The following is a 14,440-nucleotide window of genomic DNA, read 5'->3' as shown; positions in this document are numbered from 1 at the left end:
CGTTCAGTTCTCGGTGCGGGCCAGCGCGAGTTCGAGTACGACGAGCAGCGCGTCCCGCACCGAGCCGCGCTCCCGGGCGTCGAACACCACGACCGGGACGCCGTCGGACACGTCGAGGGCCCAGCGGACCTCGTCCAGGGTGTGCTCCACCTGCCCGTCGAAGGCGTTGACCGCCACCGCGAACGGGATCTCCTTGTGCTCGAAGTAGTCGACGGCCGCGTAGCAGTCGTCCAGGCGGCGGGTGTCGACGATGACGAGACCGCCGACCGCGCCCTCGACGATGTCGTCCCACATGAACCCGAACCGCTCCTGTCCGGGCGTGCCGAACAGGTACAGCTTCAGCGTCGGGTCGATGGTGATGCAGCCGAAGTCCATCGCCACCGTGGTGGTGGTCTTGCGGGGGGTGTGCGTGAGGTCGTCCACGCCCGCCGCGACCTCGGTGATCGACGCCTCGGTGGTCAGCGGCTCGATCTCCGAGATCGAGCCGACGGTGGTGGTCTTGCCCACGCCGAAGCCGCCCGCGATCACCATCTTCACCGGCAGCGGCGGCCGCACGGCGGCTGCGGCCGTGCCCCGGGTGAGCGGTTCAGTCGGTGTCACTCGGTTCCCCTCGGGAGTCGGGGATGGCCCTGAGGCCATCGATGAGCCTGCGCAGGACGGAGGCGTCGTGGGTGGCCTCGGCGTCGGGCACGTGCACCGTCAGCTGCCCCGCCTCGCGCAGGTCTTCGGCCAGGACGCGGACCACGTTGAGGTGCAGCCGCAGCCGGGCCGCGAGTTCCGCGATCGACTGCGGCAGGCGGCAGGCGGCGACGATGTCGTACCGCTCGAAGGAGAGCCGGCCGAGCGCGTCGAGACCCGCGGCGGTCGCCACCACCTGGGTCTCCACGGGCATCGACCGGCCGGAGGCGGCATCCGCCACCCGGCCGGCGGTGACCAGGAACGGCCGTACGGCGGGGGCGGGGCCGACCGGGTCCGGGCCCGGGGGCGTGGTGCCGTCCGCCATGGCTGTTCACTCCTCCTGTCCGGGCGCGCCTCAGCGCGTGGCGCCGACGCTGTTCTTCAGCTCCAGCACCAGTTGCGGGCTGAGCGCCGCACCGGCGCGGTTGGCGAACACCGTCATCTCGTAGGCGATGTTGCCGAGCTTGGCGTCCTTGTCGGCGACCACGCCGAGGACGGCGCCGCTGCCGATCGCGGAGACGATGACATGGCCGCCCTCCAGATCGATGATGACCTTGTTCAGGCCGCCCAGGCCGCCCAGGCCGTAGTTGCCGGAGGCCCCGGCGGCCAGGCTGGTGATGCCCGAGACGATCGCGGCGAGCCGTTCGGAGTGGGCGCGCTCGCGCAGCTCCGACACGGCGATCAGCAGGCCGTCGGAGGAGACCGCGATCGCGTCGACGACGCCCGCGGTCTCGGTCGCGAAACGGTTCAGCAGCCAGGTGAAGTCGGCTGCGGCTGCCTGCAGGTCGGTCGGCGCGGTGCCGCCCGTCGGGGTGTCACCTGTCGACGTGCTCACTGCTCGGCTCCTTCCGGAAGGTGGTTCGGGTCGTGCGGCGGGGTCGGCGTGGGGAGAGGGGAGGAGGTCGGCTCGGGGTGCGGCCGTGCGTGGCTTCCGGTGTCGCTGTCCCGGTGGGCGCGTTCCACCGCCGCCTCGAACTCCTCCAGCGCGCTGCGCTCCGCCTCGGCGTCGCGGGGGCGCGCCGGCTGCGGTACGGCCGGGGAGGCGGCGGCGGTCGTGCGGAGCGTGGCCCCGCGGACGCGGCGGCGCAGGGGGCGGGCGGTGCCGGAGGAGACGAGCTGCGGCTGGTCCTCGGGGGTGGTGGAGGAGACGGGCTGCGGCTGCGCCTCGGGAGTGGCGGCCTCGCGGCTCGGCAGCCGGCGGGGCAGGGGACCGGCGGGTTCGGTCTTCTGCCCGGCGGGTTGGGTCCTCTCCCCGGTGGATTGGGTCTTCTCTTCGGGGTGTTGGGTCTTCTCCCCGGCGGAGCCGGACGGCACCGGTCCGGAGGGGACGTCCGTGGCCGTCGGTGCCACGGCGACCGGCTCCGCCACCGGGCTCATCGTCAGCAGCAGCGAGGCCGGCAGCGTCACCTCCGCCGTCACACCGCCGCCCGGTGTACGGGTCAGCTCGACCCCGATCTCCCAGCGGCGGGCCAGCGCGCCCACCACGAACAGGCCCAGCACCTTCGTCGGCATCAGGTCCAGGCGTTCGCGGCGGATCAGGCGGGCGTTCTCCTCGGCGAGCCGTTCGGCGCTCATGCCGAGGCCGTGGTCGGTGACGACGACGTGGGCGCCCTCGGCGCCGGAGCGGACGGTCACCTCCACCGGGCTGCCCTCGGGGGAGAACGACACCGCGTTCTCGACGAGTTCGGCCATCATCAGGGTCAGGTCACCGATGATGTCGGGCGCGACATTGGCGTCCGAGGCGGCGTACAGCCGTACCCGCTGATAGCCCTCGATCTGCCCGAGCGCGGCCCGCACCACGTTGGAGAGCGCCAGGGGCCCGCCGTCCAGCGCCGTCTCGCGGATGCCCGCCAGCAGCATCAGGCTGTCGGCGTTGCGGCGCAGGCGTACGGCGATGTGGTCGATGGAGTAGAGGCGCTCCAGCAGCTCCGGGTCGGTCTCGCCGCGCTCCACGGCGTCGATCAGCGCGAGCTGGCGGGAGGTCAGGTTGCTGACCCGGCGGCCGACGTTGCCGAACATCTCGGCGGTGTTGCGGCGGCTGAGCACCTGGCGTGCCAGCAGGGCCGCGGCGGTGGTCTGCACCCGGTTGAAGGCCTCGGCCAGGTCGCCGATCTCGTCGCGCGCGGTGACCGGCATGTCCCGCAGCCGGGGCGGCCCGTCGTCCTCGGCGTCGTCGTCGGCCACCCGGTCCAGCTCGCGCCTGGCCACCTCGGCGACCTCCTGCGCGGCCCCGGTGAGCGCCTGCACGGGCCGCACCACCGAGCGGCGCACCAGCACCGAGAAGGCGATCCACAGCGCGAACCCCACCAGCGAGCCGTACAGCAGCAGCCCCGCGCGCCACTGGGCGGAGGAGGACTCGCGGTCGGCGCGGTCGGCGATCTGGCCGATCAGCGAGGTGGTGATCTTCAGCCGGGCGGCGGCCTGTTCGGGGTAGTCGGGGTAGTCGGTCAGCGCGTCCTGGACCGCCTTGTGGATCTCGGCCTTCGACCCGGCCTCCAGTTGCGTGGGGTCGATCTGCAGCTCGGCGTACGCCGTCGCGATGTTCTGCTGCGCGGGGGTGTGGTCGATGCCGGCCAGCTGCTGCGCCTGGCGCTCGGTGGCGAACCGGGTGAAGCGGTCGGCCTGGTGGGTGTAGAGGTCGTACGAACCGACCGCGCTGGTGAACTCGATCAGCGCGTTGGTGTCCCCGGTCGTCGCGGAGAACACGCTGGTCTCGAAGGCGCCGTGGGCGGCGTCCGCGCGCAGCAGGGAGTCCAGCAGGCTGCCGGTGAAGGTCGACGCGAGAGCGGGGTCGCGGTCGAGTCCGAGGCCGTCGATCAGCCGGCCCGTCGGGTCGACGTAGGCGGGGTCGATGTTGTCGGCCGGCAGATAGCCCCGTTCGACGCTCTGGCGCAGGCTGGACAGGCCGTCGATGTCCCTGAGCGCCTGTTCCTCGGCATCCGGCAGCCGGTCGCCGTAGGTGGCACGCACCTTGTCGGCCTGGGCCTCCACCGCTTCCTGTGCCGCGCGGTAGGCGGCGAGCGACGGCTTGGACCAACCGGACTCGTAGCGCGCGGACAGCAGGATCGCCTGCTGGTGCTCGGCCTCGACGCGGTCCACGAGCCGGGCCACCTGGGCGCTGTCCCGCACCGTCCGGGCCGCCGACTCGGCGTTGTCCGACTGCTCGACCAGGTCGGTGACGAGGTACGACAGCAGTGTGGCGATGACGGCGAGCGGGATGGCGACGAGCAGGTTGAGCTTGCGCCGGAAGGGCCAGCGGTCGGCGAAGCCTCGTACACCGCTGGGTACCGGGGCATGCCGCGCGGGCGCGTCCACCTGGTTCGTGGACACCGAGCCTCCTTCATGGGGGGTGCCTTACGGCGGAAGCGGGCCCCGTGCACCGCTGTGACCGATTTCGACTCCCGTGAGACTACAGGCCCCTTGAAGGATCAATCACCTCGCCTTTTATCAAGAATGAGTTACAAGGTGAGCGCTCTCTGCGCACAACCTCTGCACACAACTGACCGCGTATCGAAGCCAATCGGTGACCCAGAGGTACTTGACTGACCGAGAACCGGCTGGATTGGATCAGTGGTGTGACTTCCACCAAGCGCATCAGCAGGCCCATCCGGAGGAACCGAGGCGCGGCGGCTGTCGCCCTCGCGGCGGCGACGGCCCTGCTGGCGGGCTGTAACTCCTCCGACAGCAAGGGCGACGACCCCCTTTCGGACAGCAAGGCGAGCGGCGACGGCGTGGTCGTCGGCTCCAACAACTTCGCCGAGAGCGTCCTGCTCGGTGACATCTACGGCGAGGCCCTCAAGGCCAAGGGCATCAAGGTCAGTTACAAGCCGAACATCGGCAGCCGCGAGACCACGTACGGTCTGCTCAAGAACGGGTCCATATCGGTCCTGCCCGAGTACAACGGCGCGCTGCTGGCCTACCTCGACCCGAAGGCCACGCCCAGGACGGTCGCGGCGACCACGTCGGCCATCGAGGCCAAGCTGGACTCCAAGCTGACCCTGCTGCAGCCTTCACCGGCGCAGGACAAGGACTCGGTGACGCTCAACGCGGCCACCGCGAAGAAGTACAACCTCACCGACAAGTCGTCCATCGCCGACCTCAAGGACATCGCGAAGGACCTGGTCATCGGCGCCTCGCCGGAGTTCCAGACCCGGCAGCAGGGCCTGGTCGGCCTCAAGGACGTGTACGGCCTGGAGTTCAAGTCCTTCAAGGCGCTGGACGCGGGCGGCCCGCTCACCAAGGCGGCCCTGAAGAAGAACACCGTGCAGGCCGCGGACATCTTCACCACGGACGCGACCATCTCCAAGGAGAAGCACGTCGTCCTGCAGGACCCGAAGAACCTGTTCGGGTTCGAGAACGTCCAGCCGCTCGTCTACAAGAGCGCCCTGTCCCAGAAGGGCGCCGACGCGCTCAACGCCGTCTCCGCCAAGCTGGACACGGCGACCCTGCTGGACCTGGGCGCCCAGGTGCAGTTGCAGGGCAAGGACCCGCTGGACGTCGCCAAGGCGTGGCTGAAGTCCGCCGGTCTCGACTGACGCACCGCGGCACGGACGCGACCGTGGACCCGACGACGCGGGTGCCCCCGGAGGCCGGGGGCACCCGCGTCGGGGCCGCTGCTTCGGGGGCCGAGGTGTTCCACGTGACCCGGCCACCGTTGGCCTGTGGCAGAGGGAGTTCGGGTCCGAGAGATGGTCACCGGAGCGGTCGACTCTCCAGAACGCGGGTACCCGGGGCGCAGCTTTCCCTCAGTTCAGCGAGTTCGGCGGCCGGCAGCCTCAGGGCGGAGCCGCGCCGGCTGTGGTCCAGCAGCGCGGATGAGGCGAGCAGCCACTGCGGGAGGGGATCGACACCGATGAACTCGGCCAGGCGGGTCAGCTCTTCGACGGGATCGTCGAGCAGGTCCTCGTACGCGAGTGTGGTGCGCTGCCAGGCAGGCAGTTGACCGAGGAACTCCGTTCCATCGGTGACGAGTTCGGACCACAGGGTGCCGAACGTCCGCAGGGGGAGGTCCCGGTCGCGTACGAGGGCGGGATCGAAGCGCTCGTCGAGCAGTGGTGACAGGTCCGCGGGCAGCGAGCGCACGTGCTCGTCGGTCAGGTCGGCCAGACTGCCGACGTCGGCTCGTGCCTTGATCTCGCGCAGCAGGGAGATGGTGCGGTATCCGGGATGACGGCTCATGGACAGGGCGCAGTCCGGTCCGTCTCTGAACATGTGCACGAACCTCGCGTCCGGGAACGCGGCCCGTAGCCCTGGTGCCCAGCCTGTCGAGTAACCGGAGCGCTCCACGACGGCGGTCCGACCGAACCGCTCGCAGAGCAGGCCGAACAGCGCTCGGTGGTGCTCGGCGGCGGTGCGCTCGGGCCACCGGACCAGCGCTGCCCGCAACTCGTCGAGGAGCCCGTCCGGGTCGTCGGTGAGGTGGGGCAACACCATCAGGGAGAGCGCGGGAATTCCGGTGGTCTCCGCCGCATACCTTCCGGGGCGGCGGGTGTAGAGGAACTCCGGCAGCGGCAGCCCGCTGCGGATCATCCGCTCGAAGTGCGGAGCGGGCCGGAAGAGCAACTGCCAGAATTCTTCACCCGTCACCTTCCCTTCGGGGAATGCGGCGTCGCCCACGGAGGCCATGAACTCGTTGAGGCTCAGTACGTCCGGGTGGGTGTTGAGGATGCGGGACAGCGCGGTCGAGCCGCTACGCCCCGTACCAATGACAAAGGCCAAGGAACGCAAAGTCACCCTCCGCAGCTTCGCGACACGCAGGACCAGGCCCGGCTACGGCAGCACTATCCCATGACGGGAACGACCGTCCCTACACCGTCGCCAGGTCGAACTGCTCCCAGTTCCCGATCGCCGTGCGGTTGGCTATGAGCGGGTCGGCTCCGCCGTTCTCGGCCGTCACATAGTTTCCGTTGGCGGAGGCCCGCAGGCTGACCGTGCCGTTGGAGTTGTGCACCAGCTGGAAGGTCTCCCAGGAGCCGATGGCGGTGCGGTTGGCGATCAGGGCGGAAGCGCCCGCGCTGTCCGCACCGACGATGCGGCCGTTGGCACGGGAACGCAGGGCGATGGTGCCGTTGCCCAGGTCGAGTTGGTCGAACCGTTCCCACAGTCCGGCCGAGTCGCGGTTCGCGATCAGGGACTTGGCCCCGGCGCTCTCGGCCGTCACGAACTTGCCGTTGGCCCGCGCGCGAAGCGTGATCGTGGCGGTGGCCGGAGTGGCGGCCGAGGTGCCGTTGACGTAGGGCGGGGTGGGGCGGGTGGCGGTCAGGGCGAGTTCACCCTTGAGCATGCGGCCGCCGTCGCCGGTCAGGCGCAGGTAGTAGTCCGCGGAGCAGGCCGTGCCGTCCTCGTCGAGGGCGAGCAGTCCCGAGCCCGTGGGTACCCAGTCCTTCGACTCTGCCGTCTTGGCGATCTGGTTCCCCTCGTTGTACTCGTCGTACATGGAGATGTAGATGCCCTGTACTCCGGCCCGGACCATGTTGTAGAACTGCCGCCACATGAAGTCGCCGTGGGCGCGCTGGTGTTCGGCGACGTCGCCGGGCAGGATGCACGGCTGGTAGTCGATGCCGTGGGCGGCGCAGTCCGCGAGGTCCGGCACGGTCGCGTTGGTGTAGAAGTTGTCCGCGTCGGAGGCGTTGCCGATCCGGCCCACCATCCACGGCGAGATCATGTTCAGGGCGTGATAGACGTCGGCGAAGCCGGAGCGTGAGTCGCCGGTGCCGGTGCGCCACCAGGTCGGCACGCCGCCGATCACGTAACAGCCCTGGTTCTTGAACCAGTTGATGACGTCAAGGCAGGCGTCCGCGGTGAACGCGTGCTTGTCGTCGTTGAATCCGAAGCCCCAGACGCACACGACCGGCTTGCCGTTCTGGCGCGCGTACGCCGAACTCTGCGTGTGCGCGGACATCTTGTTCGCCCAGTCGGTCTTGATCTCCGACTGCATGGTGGTCCAGCCGCTGACGTCGTACATGATGTAGAACTTCCGGCCGTACGCCTCGGCGGCGCTGCGCACCTTCTGGGCCATGGCGTCCCGCGTCGGGCCCTCGCTGCCGCCCGGGTTGAAGCGCTGGAGCGCGGCGGTGTCGATGCCGTACTGCTGCATCCACAGGAAGTGGGTGTCGACGGTCTGCTGGTCGTACGAGGAGAACAGGGACGCCGTGCGACCGTTGCCGAGGTTTCCGAACGCGGTCGGATACGTCTTCGTGTAGTCGCGGACGTCGGGCCAGGCCTTGATGCCGTTGTTGGAGGGGGAGGGGGTCTGTGCGCTGTTGGGGGCCCAGTGCCACCAGGCGTTGATCGGCGCGCCGTCGCCCTTGCAGGCGAACCAGCCCTGGTAACCGACGGTTGTCCTGCCGACCACGTCGCCCGGGCTGCTCGCGGTGGCGCTCGTGGTGGCCGCCGAGGCGGCCCGCGCGACACCGAACGCGCCCAGGGCGGCGGCCGCGGTGCCCCCGGCCGTCGCGCCGAGCACCTTGCGGCGTGTCCAGGTCGGTGTGCGGTGTGACTTCGGCATGCGTGGGGCTCCGTGGGGGGATGACCCGGGCGGGGCCCGGGCGAGAAGGGCAAGGGAAGAGCGACGCAAATTTCAAGTCGTGAGTTAAGTGGTGAGACTGGCGGGGCGTCAAGGCGCGTGCACCACATGCGGACAATGCACGGAATGCTTGCTTCACCCCGGCACGGCGCCCACGCCGACCTCACCGCGATGGGCGCCGCACTCGCGCCAGGTCCGTCAGCACCCCGAACAGCCCCGCGTCGACCTCCATGTCGACGAACAGCGCGCCCGCCGCCCGCGGCCCGGCCTCGGTGCGCAGTCGGCGGTAGCGGCGGGCGACCGTCTGCGCCGAGACACCGAGCACCCCGGCGATCCTGCTGAACGGCGCCCGGCCGTCCAGGTGCAGGGCGTGGATGAGGGCACGGTCGAGGTCGTCGAGCATGCCCCGTCCTCGCGGGTGGCGACGGATCAGAGGTCGAACTCGTGCGGCGGCAGGTCGAGCGTGTAGCACGCCTCACGCACCACCGCCTGCTCGGTCTTGTCGAAGTCCCCGTCCGCGCCGCCGATGACGATGCCGATCTGCACCACGGCCCGCGCCTCGGCAGGCTTCTTCTTCGCCTTGGCGATCTCCTGGAGCACGCTCACCTTGCCGAAGTCGAAGTCGGTGGTCAGCTTGTTCAGGTTCTCCTCGAAGCGGCGCCTCAGGTCGTCGGCCGGGAAGTTCTGCAACACCTCGTTCGTCGCGATGAGCTGGGCCACCCGCTGCCGCTCCGACGGGTCGATGGTGCCGTCGGCGGCGGCCACGAGCGCACACATCGCCATGCTCGCGTCGCGGAAGGCGCCGCTCTTCAGGTCGTTCTTCTTCGCCACCAACTGGGTCTGCATCTGCGACGCCGACTCCTTGACGCGGTCCCACAGGGCCATGCGAACTCCTCGTATCCACGGTCGAATGCCTCGACGCGATGTCTACAGCAACTTCTACAGCAACGTAGAAACTCGTGAGGCCGCCGATAAGTTCCGGCAACCTGGACTGAATTCGGAGCGATGTCAGCCGTAGGTCAGGTTCGCGCAGGGGTCCTCGTCCGCCGACCGTGCCCCGTCGGCCACCGCGGTCGGCACCGCGGTCGCCGTCGGCGGGGCGGCGGAGCCGGTGCCGGCGTACGACCGGCCGAGGACGACGTTGATGCGGGCCGCGCCGATCTGCTCCAGCTCGGCGCCCGGGAACACCTCGGCCACGGTCCGCGCCCGCGCCGCCAGGCCCGGACCGTACTGGACGACCGTCGTGGCGTGGTCCTGGGAGGCGGCGGTCGCGGTACCGGTGACGGTGAAGCCGTCCGCGCTGAGTTCGCCGGCACCCTTGGCCGCGAGCCCGCTGACGGTGGTGCCGTTGTAGACGGCCACCTCGATGCCCGCGCCGGAGACGGGTGAGGAGGTGGGGGAGAGCGAGGGCGAGGGGGACGCGGACGCCCCGTCGGCGCTGCCCTTCCTGCCACCCGCGTCCGTGCCGTCGATCGTGCGGTCCGCCTTCAGCGCGGCCCACAGCTCGCCGGCGTCCGGCTCCACGACGGCCACCCGCGATCCGGAGTACCGCCAGGGGACCGTCACGAACTTGGTGTTGTGCAGGTCGATGTCCTTCAGCGACATCGCGAAGGCTATGAGCTTGTCGGCGGTGCCCAGCCCGGTGTCGACGGTGAGCGACCTGGTCGCCGCGTCGGCCAGCGGAAGCAGCTTCGTCGGCGTGAGCCCCTCGCTCTTGACCGACTTCAACAGACTGGACACGAAGGCCTGTTGGCGCTTGATCCGGCCGATGTCCGAGCCGTCGCCGATGCCGTGCCGGATGCGGACGTAGTCCAGTGCCCGCTGCCCCGAGACGGTCTGCACACCCTTCCTGAACAGCAGGCCGCCGCGGGTGGTGCGGTGGGGGTTGAGGTCGTTCTCGTAGACGTCGTTCGGCAGGCACACCCGCACACCGCCCACGACCTCGGTCAGCGCGGCGAAACCCTTGAAGTCCACGACGACCGTGTGGTCCACCCGCAGCCCGGTGAGCTTCTCCACCGTGTTCTGGGTGCAGGCCGGGTTGCCCTTGTCGGTCTCCCCGACGGAGAAGGCCGCGTTGAACATGGTGTCGGTCTGCGTTCTGGTCCAGCTGCCGTCAGGGAGCTTGCACGGCGGGACGGTCACCAGGGTGTCGCGGGGGATGGAGACCGCGAGGGCGTGCTGGTGGTCGGCGTATATGTGCAGCAGAAACGTCGTGTCGGACCTGCCGATGTCGCCCCTGTCGCCGCCGCCGAGGGCCGCGTTGCCGTCGGTGCGCGCGTCCGAGCCGATGACCAGCACGTTCTCGCCCTTCGACGAGTCGGCCCCGGGCCGGTTGTCGGAGAGACCGCCGGAGTCGAAGGTCCGGATGCCGCCGTCCAGCTTCAGATACAGCCAGCCGACGCCCGCCGTGACCAGCACCAGCAGCGGCATGCAGAGGGTGAGCGCTCTGCGGATCCTGCGACCGCGGGGAATACGCGGACCGTGCCGGTCGGGCCGGAGGGCTTCGGGGCGGCCATGGGTGTCGTGGCCGCCACGGCCGTTGTGGGCGCCGCGGCCGTCGTGCCCGTCGCGGCCGTTGCCGGTGCTGCCGTGCCGCGACGGAGCCGTACCCCGGTTGCTGGTGACGCTCATCGGCCCCCTCCCGTCCCCCGTAGTCCTCAGTCCTCCTCTTCGTCGTCCGCGAAGAAGTCCCCGATCTCGTCCGCGACTTCCGCGGCCACCATCCCGCCCACCACACCGACGGCCAGGCCTGCCGCGCCCGCCGCCACGGCCGTACCCAGGCCCGGGCCGGAGTGGTGGTGGCCGGAGTCGTGGACGGGGTGCGTCTCGTCGTGGCCGTACGCCGTGTGGGTGCCGTAGGCCTCGCGGTGCTCGGTCAGCTGCCGGATCCAGCCGTCCACCTCCGTGTTCCAGTCGAGGGTGGCGGCGTCCTCGTGGCGCACGACGAACCGGGTCAGCGCGTCGTGCCCGGAGGAGAAGAGGCCGCCGCGCTTGTCCGCTTCCAGGACGACCTCGCTGCCGGTGGGGGAGGCGAGGAAGGTCAGCTCGATCTCGTTCACCGCGTGCGCGTACTGCGGGGCCGGGGTCAGCTCGATCTCCTGGTAGAAGGGCAGCTGCTGGCCCGTACCGCCGATGCGGCCGTACTCGAGGTCGGCGGATCGGAAGCCGAAGCCCAACTGACCGAGGGCCTCCAGGAGCGCCTCCTGCACGGGCAGGGGGCGGACGGTGAGCGGATCCAGATCGCCCTTGTCCCGGGCGCCGGCCACCGCGACCTCCGTGCGCACGCCCAGGACGATGCCGAGCGGCTGGCCGTACAGCTCGGTGACCGGGGCCTCCCAGGGCAGCGGCACGCTGAAGGGCAGTTCGCGCTCCTCATGCTCGCCGAGCCGGAAGCCGCCGCCGACGGTGAACCGCTCGAAGACGACGGCTCCTTCGCTCTCGCCCTCCTCGTGCTCCGCCTCGACGCGTGCGATCAGCTCCAGGCCGATGTGCTCGACCTCCACGGCCGTGCCGCCACCGCGCAGCAGCACACGCCCCGACAACGGGCCACCGGGCAGGGCCGCCCTGCCGTCCAGCACGGTGTCCACGGAGGGGCCGCCGACCCCGATCGCCCCCAGCAGCCTTTTGAACACCATGACTCCGCAGCTCCTTCACACATCGCCTCATCCGGACGGCCTTCCACTGCCATCCGTCCGACCGATGAACTCGCCGCGACGGCGGTGAAGTTCCCAGGTCACCTGTTCGGGTGACGGTGTAGTAAGAGAACGCGTGGCGGTCCGGTCAACCGAGTTCGCCCGGGCCGTAGATCGCGCTGTCGGCTCCGGTGGCCAGGGCCCAGTAGCGGTCGCCGAAGGACCAGTGCCACCACTCGGTGGGGTAGTTCACCAGGCCCGCTGCGGTCAGTGCGTCCCCGAGCAGCCGCCGGTTGGCGCGTGCTTCGACGCCGACGTTGTCGGCGTCCGTGTAGCAGGCGCCCGCACTCTCCTCGGGGCTGGCGTTCATCCGGGTCCCCATGTCGAGTTCCCGCCCGTCGGCGGAGACGAGGGTGAGATCGACCGCGGCACCGGCACTGTGCGGCGCGATCTCCGGCGGCGACACGTACCGGCTCGCGGCCTCCCGCACCTGCGCCGGCGACCAACCCGGGTTGTCGCCTCGCAGTTCGTCGGCATAGCTCTCGAAGTAGCGGCGCTGCAGCGCGGGCGGCCGGTACCCCTCGACGAACAGCAGCCGTATGCCGTCCGGCAGCAGTTCCTGAGCCTTGAGCAGCCGGGTCAGCACCCCTTCTCGCAGATGCGCGAACGCCCCCGAGTCGTTGGCGTTGCGGGCATCGACGGCGAGGTCCCGCAGCCGGACGTCGACGAGCGGTTCACCGCAGTCGACCACCGGGACGGCCGCGATCTTCGGATCCGACATCAGCACGATCTCGTTCATGCACTGATCATTGCCCACGACCCCACTCGGCCTTGAGCGGTAGAGCGCCGAACTCAGGCCGGTTCCCCTGCCCCCGCCCCTTCCCCCAGCCCCTGCCCCGCCGCCCGGGCCGCCTTGCGGCGTTGGCGGCGGCTCACCCGGGGGGCCTGGTCGGGGAGCCAGCCGAAGGCGAGGCAGCTGCCGGTGGCGCCGAGGAGGAGGCCGATGAAGAAGCCGCCCAGGTTGGAGGTGAGCCAGGTGCCCAGGGAGAGCAGGATGCCGGTGATGGAGTAGAAGAGCCGCTGGGAGGGGTTGAAGAGGATCAGCAGACCCAGCAGCACCATCAGCGTAGGCAGCAGATAGCCGGCCAGGCCCTGCATGCCGATGTGCATGACGACCTTCAGCGAGGCCTTCTCGGTGAGCAGGATCCAGCCGCCGCCGAGGGCCAGCAGCAGCCCGCCCAAGAACGGCCGGCGGGCCCGCCACCTGCGGAAGGCGGGCCTCAGTCCCTGATGTGGACGCTCCGGCATCGGATCAGCAAGCCTTGTCGCTGAAGCTCAGCTTGAGTCCGGGCAGCTTGAACACACCTGCGGTGGTCGCGTAGTTGGTCTGCCGCAGGTTGCCGATGTGCACCGTGTCGGCCTGCTGGCTGAAGACGCCGATCGGGCCCTTCGCGTTCGCCTTGTTCAGCGTGCTGGCGTCGTTGCCGATCTCGATGTTGTTGAAGGCCGCGTCGCCCGACAGCTCGGTCGAGTCGGTGGTGAGATCGCTCGCGGTCACCTTCTGGTCGCCGCCGCCCGCGGTGATCTTCAGGTTGGTGCCGCCCAGGTCGACGCTCTGGCACAGCTTGGTGAGCGTGGCGTTCTTGATCGCGGAGGTGACGACGAGTACCTGACCGCCGGTGTCCCCGGCGTTCGGGCTGCCGTCCGCCATGTTGTCGAGCCCGCCGAACTGCTCGAACCCGGTGCCGTTGAGTTCCGTGGCCGTGACGGTGAACGGCATGCCGGAGATCGCGAACTGCACACCCAGCGCGCCCTCCGCGGTGAGGATCGCGAGGCCGGCGGCGACGATGGTGGCAGGCACCGCCATGACAGCGGCCCTGCGCAGTCGTACCCGACCTCGTCTTTCGCCGCCGCCGGCGGTACCTGACGCGGCTGAGGTTTCGGACGGGGAACCGCTTCCCGGGTTCTCGGGGGTGTTGTCGGCGGACGAGAGGTCCGGGGACGAGGCCATGTCTGCTCCCATGGGCATAGATCAATGCGGGTTGGGCTTCAGTGGCGCGTTGTCCTGGCGCGGACAGTGGCTGCCGCGCACGCCTCCTCGCACTCCCGGCGGATGCAAGGGCTTTCTCGTTACGCGGCAGTAGCCTGCGAGGAAGTTACCGCCGGTTACTTTGGAGGGTCAAGGGAGATGTGAAAAAAGGGTGTTGGATGTGCGCGGACGCCGACAGGCCCGGTCTGGAGGGGGTATCCGACCGCCGTCAATAACAGCAACTCCCTTGCTGTGCCTTGACGTTGATGGTTGATCAGGTCTACAACTCTCCCTGGTTTCCCCGGATCCGTGGCGCCGGATCCGCCGAGCGGCATCGGCCGCGTTCCCGGCCTTCATTCGGTAACCGCTCTGCCTTCCTCAGACAACCGACAACCGCTCCGCACCAGCGCGGCATCGGCACGGTCGCTTCCCTCTCCTCGGCCCGTGCCCGGCCGCCCCCTGTCCGGCTCGGTCGGAGGCCTTCCCCCGAGGCCTTCGACCGGTGCCCGGCCGGCCGCCGTCGCCGGTCCGTCACGTACGGAGAAGGCGTCACGGCCCGGCGACGGCGGCACCCCC

General features: G+C 70.1%; 13 protein-coding genes and 1 pseudogene. 1 reads left to right on the top strand and 13 read right to left on the bottom strand.

Annotation, left to right across the window (positions count from 1 at the left end; genetic code table 11):
- Positions 1-3: 3 nt before the first annotated feature.
- Genes CRP49_RS01370 through CRP49_RS01355 form a run of 4 tightly spaced genes read right to left on the bottom strand, consistent with a single transcriptional unit; the run spans position 4 to position 4,008 of the window.
- Positions 4-600 (bottom strand): ATP/GTP-binding protein, encoded by a 597-nt coding sequence (locus tag CRP49_RS01370; protein WP_097251773.1) that lies wholly within the window; start codon positions 598-600, stop codon positions 4-6.
- Positions 587-1,003 carry a DUF742 domain-containing protein gene (locus CRP49_RS01365; protein ID WP_097251772.1) on the bottom strand — a complete coding sequence of 139 codons (417 nt, stop codon included), beginning with the start codon at positions 1,001-1,003 and terminating at the stop codon, positions 587-589. Before CRP49_RS01365 ends, CRP49_RS01370 begins: the two co-directional genes overlap by 14 nt.
- Before the next feature lie 30 nt (positions 1,004-1,033).
- Positions 1,034-1,513 (bottom strand): roadblock/LC7 domain-containing protein, encoded by a 480-nt coding sequence (locus tag CRP49_RS01360; protein ID WP_097251771.1) that lies wholly within the window; start codon positions 1,511-1,513, stop codon positions 1,034-1,036.
- Positions 1,510-4,008 carry a sensor histidine kinase gene (locus CRP49_RS01355; RefSeq protein WP_097251770.1) on the bottom strand — a complete coding sequence of 833 codons (2,499 nt, stop codon included), beginning with the start codon at positions 4,006-4,008 and terminating at the stop codon, positions 1,510-1,512. Before CRP49_RS01355 ends, CRP49_RS01360 begins: the two co-directional genes overlap by 4 nt.
- A gap of 245 nt (positions 4,009-4,253) precedes the next feature.
- On the opposite strand from CRP49_RS01355, the gene CRP49_RS01350 reads away from it, so the two are divergent.
- On the top strand, positions 4,254-5,213 hold the full coding sequence (locus CRP49_RS01350) for an ABC transporter substrate-binding protein (protein WP_097251769.1): 960 nt from the start codon (positions 4,254-4,256) through the stop codon (positions 5,211-5,213).
- 157 nt (positions 5,214-5,370) lie between these two features.
- Here CRP49_RS01350 and CRP49_RS01345 read toward each other — a convergent pair whose 3' ends face one another.
- From CRP49_RS01345 to CRP49_RS01305, 9 genes and pseudogenes are all read right to left on the bottom strand, one after another.
- Positions 5,371-6,396, bottom strand: a complete 1,026-nt coding sequence (locus CRP49_RS01345; protein WP_257033291.1) for a sulfotransferase — start codon at positions 6,394-6,396, stop codon at positions 5,371-5,373.
- A gap of 88 nt (positions 6,397-6,484) precedes the next feature.
- Complete coding sequence (locus CRP49_RS01340) at positions 6,485-8,185, bottom strand: lectin (RefSeq protein WP_179851464.1); 1,701 nt, start codon at positions 8,183-8,185, stop codon at positions 6,485-6,487.
- 265 nt (positions 8,186-8,450) lie between these two features.
- Positions 8,451-8,606, bottom strand: a pseudogene (locus tag CRP49_RS01335) (Lrp/AsnC family transcriptional regulator); the annotation flags it as partial.
- Positions 8,607-8,632: 26 nt separating this feature from the next.
- The gene (locus CRP49_RS01330; protein ID WP_097251767.1) at positions 8,633-9,088 is read right to left on the bottom strand and encodes a tellurite resistance TerB family protein; all 456 of its coding nucleotides are present in this window, start codon (positions 9,086-9,088) and stop codon (positions 8,633-8,635) included.
- A 123-nt stretch (positions 9,089-9,211) separates the two neighbouring features.
- Positions 9,212-10,834: an LCP family protein gene (locus CRP49_RS01325; RefSeq protein ID WP_097251766.1), complete on the bottom strand. Its 1,623-nt coding sequence runs from the start codon at positions 10,832-10,834 to the stop codon at positions 9,212-9,214.
- A gap of 26 nt (positions 10,835-10,860) precedes the next feature.
- Positions 10,861-11,838, bottom strand: a complete 978-nt coding sequence (locus CRP49_RS01320; RefSeq protein ID WP_097251765.1) for a sporulation protein — start codon at positions 11,836-11,838, stop codon at positions 10,861-10,863.
- Positions 11,839-11,983: 145 nt separating this feature from the next.
- Positions 11,984-12,634: a M15 family metallopeptidase gene (locus tag CRP49_RS01315; protein ID WP_097251764.1), complete on the bottom strand. Its 651-nt coding sequence runs from the start codon at positions 12,632-12,634 to the stop codon at positions 11,984-11,986.
- A gap of 53 nt (positions 12,635-12,687) precedes the next feature.
- Positions 12,688-13,143: a DUF6114 domain-containing protein gene (locus tag CRP49_RS01310; RefSeq protein ID WP_097251763.1), complete on the bottom strand. Its 456-nt coding sequence runs from the start codon at positions 13,141-13,143 to the stop codon at positions 12,688-12,690.
- A gap of 4 nt (positions 13,144-13,147) precedes the next feature.
- Positions 13,148-13,846, bottom strand: coding sequence for a DUF6230 family protein (locus tag CRP49_RS01305; protein WP_097251762.1), 699 nt, complete (start codon positions 13,844-13,846; stop codon positions 13,148-13,150).
- Between the last annotated feature and the right edge of the window lie 594 nt (positions 13,847-14,440).

It is taken from the genome of Streptomyces sp. Ag109_G2-15, assembly GCF_900215565.1.
GTDB classification, from domain to species: Bacteria; Actinomycetota; Actinomycetes; order Streptomycetales; family Streptomycetaceae; genus Streptomyces; species Streptomyces diastatochromogenes.
The sequence above is the reverse complement of the archived record's forward strand: the minus strand, read 5'-3'. Positions and strand labels throughout refer to the sequence as shown.

Bases quoted from the DNA above. Each gene is read 5' to 3' on its own strand.
- CRP49_RS01365 (WP_097251772.1), bottom strand. From the start codon at position 1,003: ATGGCGGACGGCACCACGCCCCCGGGCCCGGACCCGGTCGGCCCCGCC.
- CRP49_RS01340 (WP_179851464.1), bottom strand. From the start codon at position 8,185: ATGCCGAAGTCACACCGCACACCGACCTGGACACGCCGCAAGGTGCTC.
- CRP49_RS01330 (WP_097251767.1), bottom strand. From the start codon at position 9,088: ATGGCCCTGTGGGACCGCGTCAAGGAGTCGGCGTCGCAGATGCAGACC.
- CRP49_RS01325 (WP_097251766.1), bottom strand. From the start codon at position 10,834: ATGAGCGTCACCAGCAACCGGGGTACGGCTCCGTCGCGGCACGGCAGC.
- CRP49_RS01320 (WP_097251765.1), bottom strand. From the start codon at position 11,838: ATGGTGTTCAAAAGGCTGCTGGGGGCGATCGGGGTCGGCGGCCCCTCC.
- CRP49_RS01315 (WP_097251764.1), bottom strand. From the start codon at position 12,634: ATGAACGAGATCGTGCTGATGTCGGATCCGAAGATCGCGGCCGTCCCG.
- CRP49_RS01310 (WP_097251763.1), bottom strand. From the start codon at position 13,143: ATGCCGGAGCGTCCACATCAGGGACTGAGGCCCGCCTTCCGCAGGTGG.
- CRP49_RS01305 (WP_097251762.1), bottom strand. From the start codon at position 13,846: ATGGCCTCGTCCCCGGACCTCTCGTCCGCCGACAACACCCCCGAGAAC.